The following is an 18,047-nucleotide window of genomic DNA, read 5'->3' as shown; positions in this document are numbered from 1 at the left end:
CTTTTTCTACTCGTTTTCGCTTGATCAGCGCCTATCACACGAAGATATGCGCCGGACAAGGACGATAATCAGATTTTTAGTTAGCATAATATGGAACCTGCCCAAGCGCAATATTTTCCCTAAAATTCTGATAAGCCCGCCTGCCTGAACAGACGAAAGCAGGCGCCGCATGCGGAGCCTCTCTCCGCTGCGACGCCTGCATATCGTAGCTCTTGGACGTTACTGCATGGACCGCTTCAGGTTGAACAAGTAGCGGTTGCGAATAATCCAGAAATAGACAAATTGTACGAGAACAAAGCTCGCCAGCACGATCGCCGTCGGCTTTACCACGGACGCGATCATCATCAGCTTCAGAAGGCTGTTTAGCGAGACAAACGCGACGGCACTGTGTACGATGGCCACGATGATCGGAACGAAGAACAGCAGCCCGATCTGCGTCGTCACGATGCGGGAAAGCTCCTTCTCGGAAAGGCCAATCTTTGTTATCGCGCCGTATTGTCTGCGGTCGCTCTCCAGATCAGTGTACAAACGGAAGTACAAGAAGCTTCCTGCCGCTACGAAAAACAGAACGCCGACAAACAATCCGATGAACAAGCTCGTGTTGGCCATTTGCTTCAACTCTTGATAGATCGGAGCGCGGGCTCCGAAGGAATACGCCCCGTCATGCTCCTCGGAAATTTCTGCTTCCAGCTTTTCACTCAGTTCTTTCGTCTCTTTCCATCTGTCCACTTGGTAGAAATAGTTGTGTTCAAAATTGCTCTCTTTTGCTTGGGCATAAACGCTGTCTGCCACAATCACCAACTGATTGCCGCTCAAGGATCTTATTACCGAAAACCCTTCGATACCTCTGGGCTTCAATTGTTGACCGGCGACTGTCAACGAGCCGTCTTCTGCACCGCTTACATCCTCGCCCGGCCAGCGTTGATAGTAGACAGCTTCTCCGTCGCCTACCTGCACCTCATCCGCGTCCGCGGCACGGGCCGCGCGATTGTACTCGGTGACCCCGACAATGGATATCCCTTGATGCTCTTCTTTGTTAAAGGACAGATACTTCGTTGTTACCTCCCATTTTTCAAACGGGAAGCCGCCGTCCTTGAGCGCGTTCTCAATCCTGGCCGCCGTCGCTTCCCGCTGGTTCGCGTCTGCGCTCGTCACATATTCAAACGCATACGGATTCGTCCTCACGGTTGTCTCCGTGATCGAGGACGCCAGTGCAGCCAGTGTCCCGATCGCGCAAAACGCCACGGTAGAGACGATGCAGACGAGGAAAAACATGCGGGCGTTGTCTTTCATCCGATAAGCCAGGTCAGACAAGGTGACCAGGTTGGTCTTGTTCCAGTAAAAATGTCGGTTGCGCTTCATCAGTCTGATCAAAAATACACTGAGCTGCGTGAACAGCAGATAGGTCCCGGCGATCGTCAGCGCGATGACTGGAAACATCAGGACCATCACAAACGCGCCTTTGGCCCAGATCGCCAGCGCATACGCCATCACGAGGAGAGCAGCTGCGAGCAGAGACAAGAAAACCGATGCTTTTGGTTCCTGCTTCGGACGCTGGCTTCCTTGCAAAAGCTCCAGCAGGTTGCTTCGTTTCAAAAACAGCACCGTAAAGACGGAGATCGCCACAAACAGGCACAAGAAGCAAACAATGGTCAGCAGCATGGCGTCCAACGGAAGATAAAAGGGCAGCGGTTCTACATCAAGCAGGAACCCGGCAAATTGGAAAAACAGTTTCCCCAGAACCATCCCGAGCCCGATCCCAAATACAATGGACAGCGATCCGATCATCATGTTTTCCATGAAGATCAGCTTGTTCCTCTGGCCTTGCGTCATGCCGTGCATCATTAAAATGCCGAACTCTTTTTCCCTTTTTTTCAAAAACGCTCCGACACAATAGAAGAGAAAGAAGAAGGCAAACAGAAAAATGATGTACTCCGCCGCCACCATCCCCTGGGCGACAAAGCGGTGAATCTCGCCGTTTTCAACGCCAGGATGGTAGATGAACATCGCGTAGATGAAAAAAATCATCACCGAAAACACACTGCTCAGAAAAAATGCGGCATAGGTTCGCTTGTTCCGGGAAACGTTGTTAAACGCGAATTGACGAAAGGTCATGCGTATTCCCTCCCAGAAGCGACAGCGCATCGATGATTTTCTGGAAGAATGCCTGTCTGCTTTCTCCGCGATACATCTCGTTGTGTAGCTGGCCGTCCTTGATAAAGATGACGCGGTGGCAATAGCTGGCCGCAAGCGGGTCATGCGTGACCATCATCATCGTCGTGCCGTCGTTTTTGTTGATCGTCTCCAATGTTTCCATCACGTTGCGGGATGCTTTGGAGTCTAGGTTGCCGGTCGGCTCGTCAGCCAGCAGGAGGGAGGGCGTATGAATAATCGCCCGGGCGATGGCTGTCCGCTGACGCTGGCCTCCCGATATTTCGTACGTCCGCTTTTCCAGAATGTCCACGATCCCGAGCTTTTCCGCGACGGTCTGAAGCTTTTCGTCCATTTCAGCGACGCTTTTGCCGTCGAGGGTCAGCGGCAGCACGATGTTTTCGCCAACTGTCAGCGTATCGAGCAGATTGAAGTCCTGAAAGACAAATCCCAGCTCTCTTCTGCGGAACAAGGCGAGCTGGTTCCGTTTCAATTCATGCGGATTGGTGCCATTGAGCAGCACCTCGCCCGACGTCGGGGAGTCAATCGTCGAAATCATGTTCAGAAGCGTGGTTTTCCCGCTTCCGGACGGACCCATGATGCCGACGAACTCCCCTTTTTTAATTGTAAAGTCGATGTCGGTCAACGCCCGATACGTGACCCTGCCGCCGTATATTTTGCTGAGGCGCTTTACATGCAGCATATCCATGTGCGCTTCTCCTTTCATTTCATGCCTGATCTTATAGATAGGTAGCATCCTTTACTGCTTACCACTATACGGAAAGCGCGCATGTTCATCCATCGAATTAGCTTTCATCCAGCTTACGTTCTTGTAAGGTTGGCACAACAGCCGAAAAGACGATGCGGACTTTTGTTCCCACACCAACCTCCGACTCCAGCTCTACGGAATGATGAAGGCGTCCGCAGATCTCCTTCACCAAGTAAAGCCCCATACCGGTCGACTCCGCGTACTTGCGGCCGTTTTCTCCGGTGAAGTACGGTTGATACACGCGCTGGATATCCTCCGGCGGAATGCCGATACCGCTGTCCTCTACCTCCAGGACTGCAAGCTGTCCCCTGGTATACGAGCGGATCGTCACCTTGCTGCCCTTTTTGTCCGAGTAGCGCACTGCATTCGTCAACAGCTGGTTTAGCACAAAGGAGAGCCATTTTTCATCCGACTCTACCACCAAGTGTTCAGCTACAGCCAGCTCGGGATACACCTGATTGCGTATAAACAGCCGCTTGTTCTCCGACACAACGCTTTGCGCCAGCTTTCTGAGAGACACCGGCTCGATCAGGTAATCCTGCTCAAAACGGTCCAACCTGGCGCTGTACAGAACCGTCTCCAGCCCCCTTTTGATCCTGTCCACTTCTTCACGCACGCTTTCAATCCGCGAATCGTCATCGTCCTGCAGCAGGAGGTGAATGACAGAAATCGGGGTTTTCATCTGATGGACCCACTGCTGGATAAAGGTCGTATGGTCCCGCTGCTTGGTCTCATACGTATGGAGCTGCTCTTTGAAGAGCCGGTACTGGTTTTGGAACGTTTGATCCATCGCCTGTCCGAGCGGAGCATTGCCATGCGTCAGCGTCAGTTCCTCGAGGTTTCGAATTGGCGTGCTCAGCCGCTTGTATACGTACCGGTTGGCCAGATAGCGGATCACTAAAAAGCACCCGGCGAAAAAAACGCACAGGAAAATCGCATAGCTGATCAAAGAAGGATTCCAGTAGCCGTCCAGGCCGAAAATCAGGATCAAGAGGAAGAGCTGAATGAAAAACATCGCCAGAAATGCCCATTGGTCGCGCAAGAACAGCTTCATTCCGCATCCTCCCACGTGACCTTCAGGCGGTACCCGGAGCCGCGGACAGTTTCAATCGCCCCGTCCAGCCCCAGCTCCTTCAGCTTGCCGCGCACACGCGTGATGTAGACGTTGAGCGTATTTTCATCGACGAACTGCTCATCCCACAGCTTTTCCAACAGGCGCTCGCGGCTGACCACCCGGGGATATTGATTGAGCAGCGCCTCCAGAAGCAGTGCTTCCTTTTTGCTCAGCTCTACTTTTTCGTCCCCCATCATCAATTCCATCCGCTCCAAAAACAGCCGCAAGCCTGCTACCTCAACGGTTCGCTCCGTTTCCTGGGGAGCGTACATCCCGTAAGCGCGCCGCAGCTGACTGCGAATCTTCGCCAGTACGACATCGTAATCAAACGGCTTGGTAATGTAGTCGTCCGCTCCATTCTCCAATGCCATCACCTGATCCATCTTGCTTTCCCGCGCGGAAATGAACAGGATCGGACAGTTCGACACCTGGCGAATCTGGCGGCACCAGTAAAACCCGTCAAACTTGGGCAAATTGACATCCAGCAGGACCAAATCAGGCTGGCCCTGGGCAAATACATCCATCACCCGGTCAAAATGGTCCACGTTTATCGTTTGGTACCCGTATTTTTCCAACTGCCCTTGAAGCAGCTGGTTAATCTTCGGATCGTCTTCCACGATCATGATTGTCGACATTGATCATCCGCCTCACTTCCGTCATCTCTATTTTTTACTATACCAAAAAAACGGGACAGATCCTGTGATCCATCCCGTTTTTTCTATGCTGCCTCCCGTTCTCTCATACACGAGACATCATTTTTTGCAGCTTTTTGATCCCGCGGAAATGCAGAATTTTTACTGACGCTTCCGTCTTTCCGAGAATCTCGGCAATTTCGTTCATCCTCAAATCGGCCAGGTACCGAAGTGAAATTACATTTCGCTGGTCGGCTGTCAGCGTCTTAACGTTTTTCCACAGGTCTTCATGAGACTCTTGGTTCAATACCCGTTCCTCCGGCAGCTTTTCGCTTGTGACCAGGCTGGAGAACACCTCTTGGTCCGCCGGATATTCCCGTTTTTTGCGAAGGTAGTCGATCAATGTATTGTGGGCGATCCGGAAAATCCATGCCCCGAAAGGATGGCGTCCGTCGTACTGGTCGAGCTTGGAGTACACCTTGACAAACACAGTCGTCGTCAAGTCCTCCACGTCCCAAACATTGCGGACGCGGTAGCGGAAATAGCGGTAAATTTTCGCCGAATATTCTTCATATATGTGCCCGTGGTCGGTTGACTCAAGTTTTCTCACAGTATTCATGGTCCTTGCTCCCGTATGTTCGTTTTTTCCTGTATGAAGGTTCGTATGAATTGTCTTTATTGTAAAAGGCCCGGGAGATTGGAACCATCGAGTTACATTTCATCTTCCTTACAGTTTTGTAAGGTGGGAGCTGCGTTGAAGGCCGGAGAGTTATTCCACTTCACAAACTGGGATTCTCCTTGGACACTCGCTTGCATGGGGCTTAAAGAAATCACTGTTAAGCTGAGGAAGCTTAAAAACGCAAACGTGAAATCTGTGTGAATGACAAAAAGCGACATTCTTTTATGATGCAAATATGTTAATTTATTTTTGTAAAATATTTGAAAGGATGGTACTAATGAGAAATAACTTTTTGAAAGCATCGTTACTCTCTTTACTAGCAGTGGGCCTTTCCGCAAGCTCCTTGTTTAGCAGTACACCGATTCTAGCCAAAGATACCCCCTCAACATTTGAGGATCTCCCACAATTCGCAACGAAACAAAGCGTAAATATTATGCTTTACGATGAAGACGGAAAAATCGAAAAAGAGTTTCATGCCGATGGGCTTGAAGTGACTTATCATTATCAAAACGGGATCATGACTGAATCCGTGGATAACAAAGGGAGAACACAAAGATACAAAAAGCGGGACAACTTCGTCGAAATAACCGAGTATGAAAACGGAAAGGAACTTTTTACTCATAGTCTTTCTCAGAGCGATTATAATTTTCCGGAATTTACAACCCTCGATCACGAAGACCGTGAGAAAGAAAAATTGGACAACCAGATCAATCTGGAAAACAAACCAAACGATGAAGACTCCTTACATATCGAAAGTAAAACCACCTACGAAGATTATTTTGTGAATGGAGTCCTTATGAACAACCTAGTTCCTGGTTCTTGCCCCTGCTCATCAGGTGCATCAGACAAATTTATCAACCATAACTCTATGACAGAAAGGGAGATTCAGTCGTTTTTTGAAGAGAAGGGTTCCATTTTGAAGGATCCTGTGCAAATTTGGAGGAAAGATTCCAACGGAAAAGTTTATAATACCAACAAAACCATCCTTCCATCCAAAGCTATCTACGACGCTGCGCAAACACACAGAATGAATCCGAAAGTGGTTATTGTCACCCTCCAAAAAGAGCAAAGCCTTGTTTCCGCAAAGCCCGGAAGCGAACCATACTCGTCTCGCCGTTTTTACTACGCGATGGGGTACGGTGCCACGGATGGTGGAGATTTGAAGGGAACCAGCGGTTTTGATATTCAGATCGATAAAGGAACAAAACTGTTTAAGGATTTGTGGTATCAATCTCCAGGCGGTAGTTACCCCGTTCTGTTTGAAAACATCAATTACGGAAGCACCAAAACCTCCAATGGTGTCACTTATAAAAACTACATCTGGGTTAAAAATTATGGAACATGGGCTCTCTATAAATACACGCCTCATACCCTGGATATTAAGCAACTTCCAAATATTAAAGGAGGAAACTATTTGTTCCAGAGTCTCTTCAAATCATATTGGGGAGCAGACTGGGATTGAGTTAATAAGGCATGCCCTTCGCTATAAGCGAGGGGTGTTTTCAATATGAGGGAGGTAATATCTGTGAAAAGTAAGCTCTTGCTAATTTTCATATTCGTACTGTTCCTATCGGGCTGCACTTCCCAAGAAACTACACCAAATAATGCCCCACAAGAGACACCCGCCCAATCCTTGGCAAGTCAATTTCCGGGGACAAACTTACACGCCATACAGGAGCATATTTACAATTCAGACTCTATAAAAGCCCAGCCGGAATTAGCCGCGATATGGTTTGAAGAAAATGAGAAAAAAAGTATGCTCCAATGGTTGGAAACAGCCACAGAAATTACTACTCTTACTCAAAAGATTAAGAAGATTGGATGGTATGACTTCGAATATCAAATTGGCAAACAGGTAGTAGATAGAAAATACCTAGCATACGTTCAAGATGAGAATGGCCGATTCTATGTCAAGCCCTTTGAAGTAGTGAAGGAGTTGAATCTGGAGGAATTTACAGAAGAGTCTATTGAGCCGATTTTACAGATACTAGGCAAAGATAACTGGTTTGTTGTAGAAGAGGCACCCTTTTAGAACAATACAGATTAGTGCCTGCAACCAATTTTTTGAGCTGTCATAGCAACGCCAGAATGTAAAGCAAAGGAGGTGTCCCTTGGTACCAAAGACACCTCCAACAATTGCAAAGCATACTGGTATTAACGTCAACATTACCCCCGACATTTGCCGGGGGTGTTTATATTTTTCTTTTATTCCTTCACATTGCCTTAAGACAACCTTCTCAAAGCTTGAGCCACTCCGCAAAATACGTCTCCGTCACCGGAAAATACGCTGTGGCGAACCGGACAAACTCCTTTGTATCCACCTCTTGGTAGGAATACCGCTCGCAGTAGGCCTTCAGAAAACGCCAGCCGTCCTCTGCAGTGCCATAGGTGGAGATCAGCTCCCATAGACGCAGGGGCGGCACGGAGTAGAAATAAGCATAGGTTTCGCCCTCGTATTGGTCCAGCGGCAGGTTTGACGGTTTATCAACGGCAGCTCGGGCGGCCTGTTTCATGGCGGCAAACACTTCGTCCTCCGATTGCTTCCGGTAGTCGAGGAAAAACATCGCGGAAGCCAGCTCGGTCAAGCCTTCATCCAGCCATCTGTCATGATAGGCGTCATTGGCGATCATGCCGTAGAACCACTGGTGCCCGATCTCGTGGACGACTGTATGCTCCAGCGACGAGCCGGTCTTGTTCGCGGCTACCGCGACCACTCCGGGATACTCCATATCCACCCTGCCATCGAGCAGAATGTCCAGCTGCTTGTGCGGGTACTTGCCGATTTTCTCTGAGAAAAACGGAACCGCTTCCGCCGCTGTCCGCAGGGCTTCCTCCATTTTCTGCCGATTTGCCTCCTCGCCGATGACGCGTATCTGTACGCCATCCACCGTTTCCGAAATGGACGTGACATCTTTGACCACGGCAGCAAATGCTTCCCGGACGCGTGAAATGGCAACCTCGCCGCTTTGCCGCGCTTCCGCCGGGTCTTCGTCCGAGGAGCTGACGAACTGATAGCCGGGCGGCAGTTCGTAGGAAACGGTGAAGTCGGAGTAGCCTGTATGATAAGACTCCCCGTTGATCCGGTACTCTTGCTTGTTCCAGCCATTGCGGTACGTGGCGAGCATCGGATAAGCCTGGGCCAGAAAATAGCGCTGCCCCATTTTGTCGAAGCGCAGTCCTTCTTCCGGCACAGTAAACGAGTACGATACGTGCACCGTCCTGACTTCGCCCGGAGCCATTTTCTTATCCAGCGGAATCGCCAGTGTATCGGAGGAAAGCTGGTATGCCGCCTGCTTTTGATCCAGCTCGACCTTGTCAATGCTCACATCGGTAGTGCCCTTCACCGCTTCAGGCTTGTTTTGTTTCGTAAAAACGTTGGGGATAAAGTAAAACACCAGCTGATCCCAGTTATCTTTGGAGAGGTTCTCCACCCGTATGTCCGCTTTCGCCGCAAACCTTCCTGATTTGTCCATGCGGAAAGACAGTTGATAGCTGGCCTTGCTGCCCTCCGGTACGGGCTCGGGAGCAAAGCCGGTCAGGTCGCCAGCTGCTTTCTCCTGCTTAGGAGGCGTCCCCGTTCCCTCTTTCCCCTGATTGGACCCTCCCTGTGCCGGGTCTGGATTTGCAGATGGCACTGGCTGTTCACCGGGTGCTTGCCCGGGTGCGGCCCCTTGCTCAGTCGAGGATGCTTGCCACAGCCGAACCGCGCTGACCGTCGCCCCGGCCACACTGCCGATGAGGAGCACTGCCATCATGACGCGCAGCACACGCTCTGTCCGCCTGCGGTTTTTCTGGGAACCGCGCAGCCCTTCTGCCGGACGGAACCGCACGGCCATGACGGCTGGGAATATAGCTCCAAGCACCCCTACCAGGACGGGAATCAGCCCGGCACTGAGCAAGAGCCACATGTCTTCCGCCGGAAACTGCCGGTACAGTACGGCAATCACGAGCACTCCCAGCCCGATCCCGCCGATAGCAGCCAATAGCCCGCAGAGCAGCCCTTCCGATAGAATCAGGCGGAATATTGCTCCATTGCGCCAGCCCATCGCTTTGAGCAGCAGCAGCTCCGCTTTTCGATCCATGACGTTCTGCCAAATGATTTCCGCTGTCGTCAACACGGCGATCACCAGCGCGAGCACCATCGCCACGTAATGCTCCTGCCCGATCTCCACTGCCACATATTGCCCGAGCCATGACGTATACATCATCCCTTGCAGGCGGAAAGTGACGAAGCCGAAAAACACCAAAAGACCGGTCGGCACCGCGATGGCAAACACGGAAAGGAGGCTGCGGCGAAAGCGAAGCAGCAATTGGCCAAGCGCCAGCGAGAAGCTGCTTTGCACCCGAATCAGGCGGCGTGAACCCGGCTTTAGCTCTCCCGTCCGCATGAGCACCAACGGGGATACCCTGCTAACGAAAAAAGCAGCCGGAATCGCAGCCAGTACGTAAATAACGATCCCGCACAAACCGATGCCGATCACACGCTCTAATGGAACGTTTGCTCCCTGCTGCAGAACAATCGTCCCGACAATGGCCCAACTGATGAGAGTCACAATGCCTCCCAAGAGGCAAGCCTCCAGAAACAGGATTCCTGCCACGTGCCCGGGACGCCACCCGACTGCCAGCCACAGTCCGAATTCGTTGGTACGGGCGTACAGCGTCACCAGGTTGGTCGCGAAAACGTAGGTGACAGCCATCAGCATGACAATGCCCATGATGCCGGAGAAGCCAAGCGAAACCTCGCGAAAGAGCGTAAACACGCTGCCCAGCTTCACAAAAAATTGCTCGATCCAGCCCATTGCCGGATAGCTGCCGTTGGCGGGAACATGCACAAGGACAGGCTGCGGCGAGGAACCAAGCGTAATGTCGGCGATCAGCCCGGTTCGCTGCTCAATCTCCCTGGCCACTTCCTCCAGCTTTTGCTGGCTGGCTTCGCTGACACCCTCCACTCCCTTTACCTTGATCCGAATCGATGCGATCGGCTTGTCTCCCATCAGCTGTGCCGCTGCATCAATGGTCGTGAGCATCAGGGGCGGATTGGTGAGCAAACCAAACGGGTTGAGCGAAGGACGAACGGAAACAGGCGGATTCACCGGCCTTCCGTCTTTGTCCAGGACCAGGCGAGCCTCCGCAGGCCGATACGTTTCCATCGGCAGCTCGTCAATCGGATCTTTGGAAATGGCCAGCTTCTCCGGGTCGTAAAAGCCTACCCAATACGGCTCGATCAGGTGGCTCCAGTTCCAATTGTCCACGAACCGGAAAGGGCGAAAGGAATAGCGGAAATCGTCCGGCATGTACCCGTAAAACTCTTGTATGTCCTTGGGAATCTCCGGCTTGACAGCTTTTACGCCATAAGCGTAGTTCCAGCGCTCCGGATAGGGACTGGCTGTCTTTTCAAATGCAAGCGGGCCCGGCTTATCATTTAGCGTGTTGCTCATGTAGGCCCAGCGATTGTTATTTTGATAGCGGAGAAACGGTTTTCCCGTTTGGCTGTCAACTCCCGAAAGACTTGCGAACAGCAGTGCATGGGCTTCTTTGGAACCGAAGGCGTATTCGATCGGCTCTCCTTCCGTCTCTAACTGATCCAGATACGACGCGCCGCCCTTGCTCGCGACCTCCTTCATGGTCTGGTCGGCCTCTTCCCTGGTGGAAAACGGCAGCTTCAATCGTTCATATCTGCTCACAAAACTGAAATCGGCGTCTATCCGGTTGCTCATCAAAATAGGGAGCTTGGTCACCTTCTGCCCTTCCCCGGCATCGTCCGTCTCCGCTTTGTCTTTCTCTGTGAAATAGCGGCTTTCCCCGATTGGCATGACAGCCTGGTCTAATCCGACCAAACGCGCTTCTTCCACGGGATCAATGCCCACCAGAAGTTGATTGAAAAATCCCCAGAGATCGAGGATCCATGACTCTACACCATAAAGTCGGCGTGTTTCTTCTTCGTCACCGGGCATACTCCAAAGTCCATTTGTATAATATCGGGTACGTTCAACTGAAGGAATGACATGCACTCCGTCGTTACTGTAGGTTACCATAACGTGGCGATAAATCCCCGGCTCTTTTGGCTTTTCAATTACTTTTCCATACGTAAATGTGGTCCCCGAATAGCCAATCGGCGCAAGCGGAGCGGCAACCTCCACATCCGGCAAACTCTTGATCCAGGCGTAGTCGTCGAGACTGATCCCCCCGTACAACCCGTTCAAATAATTCGGCTCCAGCAGCTGGTCCTGTTCCGTCACGCTGCGTGTTCCTTCCGGCCGAACCACGATATGGTACGCGGCCTTCCAGCGCTTTTGCAAAATTTCCTGGGTTGTCCCGTTGCTGCTCTCGGTGACACCCACAAAATAGCTGAGCGTCGAGCTGATGATGAGCATGCCGACGAGCAGCAAAAGAAAGCGCTCCGGGTGGCGCCACCAGTTTTTCCATATATAACGAATCATGAGCTCACCCTCATCGTGTCGGCTATCATGCTGCCATCCCGCATTTCGATCCTCCGGTCGGTCCGGCCAGCCAAATGCTCGTCATGGGTGACAAAGACAATCCCGCTTCCATGCTCCTGCTGATATTTTCGCAACAGTTGAAAGACCATCTCCCCGTTGTTCGAATCGAGATTGCCTGTCGGTTCGTCGGCCAGCAGCCATTTCGGCCGATTGACCAGAGCACGGGCGATTGCCACACGCTGCTGCTCGCCACCGGACAATTGAGAGGGCAAGGCATTCTGTTTATGCGATAGGCCCACCCAATCAAGCAGCTCCTGTGCCCTGCCCTTTTTGTCGTAGCCGACTTTTCGCGGAAACAAGGGGGACATGACATTCTCCAAAGCCGTAAGCGTCGGGAGCAGATGAAAGTGTTGGAATATAAAGCCGATCTGGGCAAAACGGAAGTCGGCCAGCGCTTTTCCTCTCAGCTTGCTGACATCTACATCGTCGTAGGTAATGGTCCCTGCAGAAGGGACGTCAAGAGTTCCGATCAATTGCAGCAAGGTGGATTTTCCAGAGCCTGACGGACCGACGATGGCCGTAAACTCTTTATGATGCAGGGTAAGATTTACATCGTGGAGCGCGGTGGTTGCTACTCCGTCACCACTGTAGGTTTTGGCAAGGTTTTTGATTTGGATAGTCATAGTCATGGCGTCACACTCCTCTGCTTTTTCAACTGTAGCTTTCAAGCCGCATTTTCCGGAAAGCCGATGCGTGTTTTATCGCGCGAATTGCTGCTCATCATCGGTTCATTGCATTGCTGTAAGCAAAGGTACAGCTCGAATACGGAACCTGTTTTCTACATGTTTCATTTCCATGTAATAGCAGAGTAGTCCAATCCCCAGAAATTGTAAATACCTTATTCGTCCTGCTGATGTGGCAGAAACGGTGAACGCTCCCGAGAATGTAGTCGGGAGCGCCTCTCATTTATGCAAAGTTGATCCACCTTGTTTCCTTTCACCCATGCAACAGCTAGGTAAGTCCGCGGCCGCTCTTCCTAACCCACTTTAACGACTGGCATATTGAACATTGATTCGATATCCCGATAGTCTTTCACTTGCTTGATGTCCCTGATCATTCTGTTTTCATCGACCAGAATAGCAGTCGGAACGATATGAATCTGGTATTTCTGCATGATCTCCTCTGAACGGATGAGATGAATACCCTCCGGAATCTCCATGCCCTTTTCATAGTAGATCGGATTTGCCACCACAATAACCTTCACATGCGGGTAACGGTTTCTTGCATGCTGCAACTCCGCTATGACAGCCTTGCAGGTCCCGCAATGATCATTTGTAAAAAGCAACAACGTTTGTTCTGTCTGTTGATCACTCAGTTCGACGATGTCTCCCTGCTGATTTTTTTCCCGAAAGAACGGCGCTGAACCGCCAATGGATAAGGACGCCATTTCTACCTGTTTGTCGCTGATTCGAAACCGGTTTAAAAATTGAACTACCAAACGAATAAAGAAAAACAAGATGACGGATTGAACAAAAACGACAACCCACAGCAATACATTCGAGATCGCCAGACTATTCATTTTGATCCCCCTTCTCTATTTACTGCCTCCTCAAAAAGAGCCGAACCTTGGCGTATATTTCCCAAACCCCGTTTATCATCGCAAGAAATAACAAGACCACCCACGCCACCAGCACGTTTTGGATAACGGAGAGGCTAAGGAACTGGCTACCCTCGCCTATCCACAAGCTTTCGATGCTGCCCCATTGGGAAGGTGAAAAAAACACCCACGCTGCAAGCATCGTCAACAGCAGATTTCGAACAACCAAAAGCCACGAAATCCGATGATTGCCAGCCACACCGCCGCAGCCACATGAAATCTCTCTTCGTCCGCGAATCAAATTCAGGGCAATCGCAAACGAATAGAGGATCAGCAACAGACTGGCAAGAGAAGCGCCAAACGTTTGAAACAACCCCAGAAACAGCAATACCCCGGTCAAAAGTTCCACCGCTATCTCCGCACGAACGAATAAAGGGATGGAAGAGGCAGGAAGAATGCGATATTCTTTCACGATTGCGATATGCTCCTGCATTTTTTTCCACTTGCTCATACCCGTACTTAAAAAAAGCGTGCCAAGAAACACTCTCAGCACAAATATCAGCTCGTCCACCCGACTGCCTCCCTTTCCCCTTCCCTTTCCGATGAGAACCATTGCGCCTGCATCTGGTACATCCGGTAATACTCCTGTCCAAGCGCCATCAATTCCTCGTGGGTGCCCATTTCGACGATTTTCCCTTCCTTCATGACAATGATTCGGTCAGCCATCCTCGAGGCGGCCATCCGGTGGGAAATAAAAATGGCGATTTTGTTTTCCGTGAGCAGCTTGAACTTGTTGAAAATATCCATTTCCGCGATCGGGTCCAGCGCCGCTGTCGGTTCGTCCAGAATGACTACTTGACTGTCACGAAAAAGCGCCCGCGACAGCGCCACCTTCTGCCATTGCCCGCCGGAGAGGTCTTCCCCGTCGGCGAGCAGCCTGCCCAAGTAAGTCTCATACCCTTCCGGAAGCTGGCGAATGAAGGCGTCCGCCCCGCTCAGCTCTGCAACTTTTCGGATGCGGTCCAGATCATCTATCCCCGCGATGTTGCCAATCGCGATATTTTCGCGAACCGACAGATCATAGCGAATAAAATCCTGGAAAATTACAGTGATATTTTTATGCAGCTCATTTTCGTCGATGTCCGCAATGCTTCTGCCATCGATTTTGATTTGCCCGCTCGTAGGAGGATAAAGCCCCATCAGGCACTTTACCAATGTGGTTTTCCCCGAGCCATTCTGACCGACAATCGCAATTTTTTCATGCGGGTGGATATGAAAGGAAATGTCGGAAAGAACCTCTTTATCACCCTGTACATAGCGAAAGGAGACCTGATTGAATGTGATCCCCTGCCGGATCGTGGACGGAAAAGGCTCGTTTCCGGCAGCAATCAGGATTCTCTCATCCTCGCGCTCAAAAAATTGATAGAAGTCCTTGATAAACAGCTTTTCTTCATATAGTTTGGCAAACAGCATGGAAATTCTCGTGAACGTTTCCTGCGCCCCCTGGACCGCCTGTATGATTGCGACGAATTCGCCAATGTTCATTTTTGCTGTCCGGGCCAGCCATATGACCGAGACAGCGATTCCCATGTAAAAGAAAGCGGAAAACGCCTCCAAGCCCACTTCGGAGCCCTGCTGCTTCTTTTCCAGGCGAAGCGTTTCTCCCGTGTTCTGCATAAATTTTTCCGCCCATCTCTCGCGAAAAAAAGAAGCCAGGCCGAACAATCTGATTTCCTTTGCCGACTTGCGATCCTGCAACAGATACTTGTAGTAATCTGCCGCACGGGCTACCGGGCTTTGCTTGAGATGCAGGCGATATCTCCTCTGGCCGAACTTCGCCTGGATATAAAAGATAGGGATCGTAGCCACCAGACTCAGGATCACCAGGCGCCAATCGATCACAATCAAAAAAAACGCGTAGGAAAACAAGCTGATGCCGGCTTGCAACATATCAATGACACTTCGCACCGGAGATAAAAATCTGGCTCCCCCGCCCGAGATGCGCTGCAGATGATCATGGTAGTCGGGCAGGTCAAAATACATGACCGGAACAGACGAGGTTTTGTCCAAAATCATCTGCTGCACGTCGAAATCCAACGTGCATTCCATTTTCTTATCCAGGTATTCCCGAATATTTTTAACTGCTGATGATAGAATACTCAGCATGAATTGTCCAACCAACAACAAGAGCAAAAGTGCGTATTCCTTCGTGCTGCTTTGAATAAACCGTGTGACCTCGTTGATCAGTTCCTTTGACACCCATAAGGTGAGAAACGGGAAACAACCGGTTACGACGCTCAGTGTGACAGATAGGAAGAGCCACCACTTTCCTTTTTGCCACACGTACCGTAATGCCTTGGCAAGATATTTATTGTCCATCTTTTCCACCTGTCTCAAGGCTGACGCGAATTTGTTCGACATACTTCACCAAAAAATGAACCAGCAGAAACTCGCGCTGTATAACCCCTTTTGGATCGATGACAAAGAAAGTGGGAAACCTCGTGATGCCCAATCTTTTTAGAACCGCTTCCTTGACCGGAACAATCTCGGCCCATTTGCTATAGTCGGCCCGGAATTTTTCAAAGTAATCAGCCTGATCTGCTTCCGCCAGGCAGACAAACGGAATTTGCAGACTCCGATTCTCTTTCAAAAATTCAGCCAACGCCTCATGACAAGGATGGCAGGTAGGCGATGAAACCAAAAGGACCGCGTACGTATCTTTTACGACATCAGGCAGCTCAATCGCGTCATGGATCGGCATGCCTACAGAGTGATTCACGGTTTTCGTTTGCTGTGCAGGTTCCGGAAGGTAGGAAATCTCCAGCTTCAATCTTTTTACATAGTTTAAGATATTCATCGATAAAAGAGTCCATCCCAAGGCTAAACCTATATACGCAGCGATCATGTCTACCCCCAAAAGAATGGCTGTTGCCACTTGCCAATGATGAAAAGGAGGCCACATCTGAAGGCTCTCCTTTTCATCAGCAATGCAACTTATGAAATTTCCCTATGAAAGCAAATCTGTCAACTCTTGCTCATCCAATCAAATCTAGCAGCATCTTACCTTTGACTCCGAACACCGTTCGCCATTTCTGGTGTCGTATGTGTACTTGATGTAGGTTTTGTTTCCCGTAGTTTGGCAACCGGACCAAGTGACATACTCGCAAACATACTTCGGGCCAGCAATGAAGCCGGAGTCAGCGCAAGGCACGTACATTGGCGACACGCCAAACAGATTGGAAATTTTTTGGAACATGAGATTCACCTCCCTGATTTTTATACTAGTACAAAAATACTGAATTGTAAATAAATTGAATCTATTCATCTATTTACAATTTCTATGATTCATCACCATAACCCGTGCTAGACATTGAAAAAACGCAGATGTTCCTCTATCGTGGGAGTTGTCGAGACAACCACTGAAAAGGAGGAAATCTGCGTTGTGCCTTGATTTTAGCACAGACTTTGTCAGACTTCCATCATTCCATCTCACTCATTGGGAAAAAACAACGGAAACGGATTGGATCGCTGTTCTGGAACCGAATTCTGCTTGTTATCTTTGTCCGATCTGTCTCCGAGCCAGTACCAACCATGCCCGTCCTGGACGGCGTATTCTTCGTCATCGTTTCGTTCCTTCTTGGGGGACCGTCTGGGTATCCGTTCCCGTGTATCGCCAGCGCTGTGCGAGTTGTGGGCTTACATGGACAGTGGAATGGAACGGTATCCCGCCTCGAGGATTGGTCACCTCTGCTTTTCAAGAGATGGCGGTGGATATGTGCCGCGGCCGGGATTTGCTCTCGGTTGCCAAGCAATTGAGTGTGGCCTACTCGACACTCGAACGCTGGTACTACCAACTGGCCCCCCAACGCCTTGCTCAACCAAAAGAACATGAAGCTCCTGAAGTGGTCTGTCTGGATGAGTTTGCGTTGCAAAAAGGACATAAGTACGGCGTGAACCTCATGGATGCTCAAACCGGTCATATCTGGCAAGTCACAGAAGGACGTTCACGTGAACAGGTACGAAACGCCCTGCAGCAATGGCCCTTTCGTAAGGCTCCCCATGTAGTTGTCACGGATTTGGCTCCAGGAATGGCTGAAACAGTACGCCAAGTCTGGAAGCATACCCTTGTGGTAGCAGATAAATTTCACGTGATCCAGCTTTTCTCGAAAGCGTTGGAAGCTACCCGAAAACGCACTCATGCTCGTGGAACACATCGTCGGGGCAGACATGAGCAACGCCTGCTCCATACGATCCCTGACAAGCTGAAGCCCGAAGAGCTTCAGGAACTGAAGAATTGGTTAGCAGAAGATCCACACCTCAAACGACTCTACTTTGCGCTTCAAGACATAAGAACCGTGTATGCCGTTCAAACCCAAGAGGCAGGCGAGGAAGCACTTCAGAAATGGATTGACGACCATCTCTATTCTCCGACTCCTGCGGTTCGTTCCATTGCCAAAACGATTGTCCAGTGGCGAGAGCCCATTCAGAATTATTTCTCCTTTCGGGTAACGAATGCCAAGATTGAAGGGACACACAACAAAGTGAAGGTGATCAAACGAAGAGCCTACGGCTACCGCAATCTAGAGAGATTCAAGATTCGCATTAGACTGGAGTGTAAACCGGCTACATAACTACGAAAAACTGCGATAGAGGGAGATCAAGCAC

The 18,047-nt window shown here is 50.4% G+C and carries 14 protein-coding genes; 3 read left to right on the top strand and 11 right to left on the bottom strand.

Features of this window, described 5'->3' with window-relative positions; genetic code table 11:
• Positions 1-219: 219 nt before the first annotated feature.
• From NST96_RS04450 to NST96_RS04430, 5 genes are all read right to left on the bottom strand, one after another.
• Complete coding sequence (locus tag NST96_RS04450; RefSeq protein WP_342405648.1) at positions 220-2,115, bottom strand: ABC transporter permease; 1,896 nt, start codon at positions 2,113-2,115, stop codon at positions 220-222.
• Complete coding sequence (locus NST96_RS04445) at positions 2,090-2,860, bottom strand: ABC transporter ATP-binding protein (RefSeq protein ID WP_003389475.1); 771 nt, start codon at positions 2,858-2,860, stop codon at positions 2,090-2,092. The genes NST96_RS04450 and NST96_RS04445 overlap by 26 nt, the downstream gene beginning before the upstream one ends.
• A gap of 97 nt (positions 2,861-2,957) precedes the next feature.
• Positions 2,958-3,974: a sensor histidine kinase gene (locus NST96_RS04440; RefSeq protein WP_342405647.1), complete on the bottom strand. Its 1,017-nt coding sequence runs from the start codon at positions 3,972-3,974 to the stop codon at positions 2,958-2,960.
• Positions 3,971-4,669, bottom strand: a complete 699-nt coding sequence (locus NST96_RS04435) for a response regulator transcription factor (protein ID WP_024984812.1) — start codon at positions 4,667-4,669, stop codon at positions 3,971-3,973. The genes NST96_RS04440 and NST96_RS04435 overlap by 4 nt, the downstream gene beginning before the upstream one ends.
• A 103-nt stretch (positions 4,670-4,772) precedes the next feature.
• On the bottom strand, positions 4,773-5,285 hold the full coding sequence (locus NST96_RS04430; protein ID WP_003389478.1) for a sigma-70 family RNA polymerase sigma factor: 513 nt from the start codon (positions 5,283-5,285) through the stop codon (positions 4,773-4,775).
• Positions 5,286-5,622: 337 nt separating this feature from the next.
• Here NST96_RS04430 and NST96_RS04425 point away from each other — a divergent pair, with 337 nt between their 5' ends.
• Positions 5,623-6,807, top strand: a complete 1,185-nt coding sequence (locus NST96_RS04425) for a hypothetical protein (RefSeq protein ID WP_227278014.1) — start codon at positions 5,623-5,625, stop codon at positions 6,805-6,807.
• A 63-nt stretch (positions 6,808-6,870) separates the two neighbouring features.
• Complete coding sequence (locus NST96_RS04420; RefSeq protein ID WP_024984810.1) at positions 6,871-7,377, top strand: hypothetical protein; 507 nt, start codon at positions 6,871-6,873, stop codon at positions 7,375-7,377.
• 205 nt (positions 7,378-7,582) lie between these two features.
• Here the strand turns inward: NST96_RS04420 and NST96_RS04415 are convergent, their stop codons facing one another.
• From NST96_RS04415 to NST96_RS04390, 6 genes are all read right to left on the bottom strand, one after another.
• Positions 7,583-11,785 (bottom strand): FtsX-like permease family protein, encoded by a 4,203-nt coding sequence (locus tag NST96_RS04415; protein WP_342405646.1) that lies wholly within the window; start codon positions 11,783-11,785, stop codon positions 7,583-7,585.
• On the bottom strand, positions 11,782-12,474 hold the full coding sequence (locus NST96_RS04410; protein ID WP_342405645.1) for an ABC transporter ATP-binding protein: 693 nt from the start codon (positions 12,472-12,474) through the stop codon (positions 11,782-11,784). Before NST96_RS04410 ends, NST96_RS04415 begins: the two co-directional genes overlap by 4 nt.
• Before the next feature lie 347 nt (positions 12,475-12,821).
• Complete coding sequence (locus NST96_RS04405) at positions 12,822-13,364, bottom strand: redoxin domain-containing protein (RefSeq protein ID WP_342405644.1); 543 nt, start codon at positions 13,362-13,364, stop codon at positions 12,822-12,824.
• A 19-nt stretch (positions 13,365-13,383) separates the two neighbouring features.
• The gene (locus NST96_RS04400) at positions 13,384-13,953 is read right to left on the bottom strand and encodes a MauE/DoxX family redox-associated membrane protein (protein ID WP_342405643.1); all 570 of its coding nucleotides are present in this window, start codon (positions 13,951-13,953) and stop codon (positions 13,384-13,386) included.
• Positions 13,941-15,761: an ABC transporter ATP-binding protein gene (locus NST96_RS04395; RefSeq protein ID WP_342405642.1), complete on the bottom strand. Its 1,821-nt coding sequence runs from the start codon at positions 15,759-15,761 to the stop codon at positions 13,941-13,943. Before NST96_RS04395 ends, NST96_RS04400 begins: the two co-directional genes overlap by 13 nt.
• Positions 15,751-16,344 (bottom strand): redoxin domain-containing protein, encoded by a 594-nt coding sequence (locus NST96_RS04390; protein ID WP_024984806.1) that lies wholly within the window; start codon positions 16,342-16,344, stop codon positions 15,751-15,753. The genes NST96_RS04395 and NST96_RS04390 overlap by 11 nt, the downstream gene beginning before the upstream one ends.
• A 478-nt stretch (positions 16,345-16,822) precedes the next feature.
• Here NST96_RS04390 and NST96_RS04385 point away from each other — a divergent pair, with 478 nt between their 5' ends.
• Positions 16,823-18,013, top strand: coding sequence for an ISL3 family transposase (locus tag NST96_RS04385; protein ID WP_172920624.1), 1,191 nt, complete (start codon positions 16,823-16,825; stop codon positions 18,011-18,013).
• Positions 18,014-18,047 lie beyond the last annotated feature (34 nt).

The sequence above is a fragment of the Brevibacillus sp. FSL K6-2834 genome (assembly GCF_038592925.1).
Lineage (GTDB): Bacteria > Bacillota > Bacilli > Brevibacillales > Brevibacillaceae > Brevibacillus > Brevibacillus borstelensis.
The sequence above is the reverse complement of the archived record's forward strand: the minus strand, read 5'-3'. Positions and strand labels throughout refer to the sequence as shown.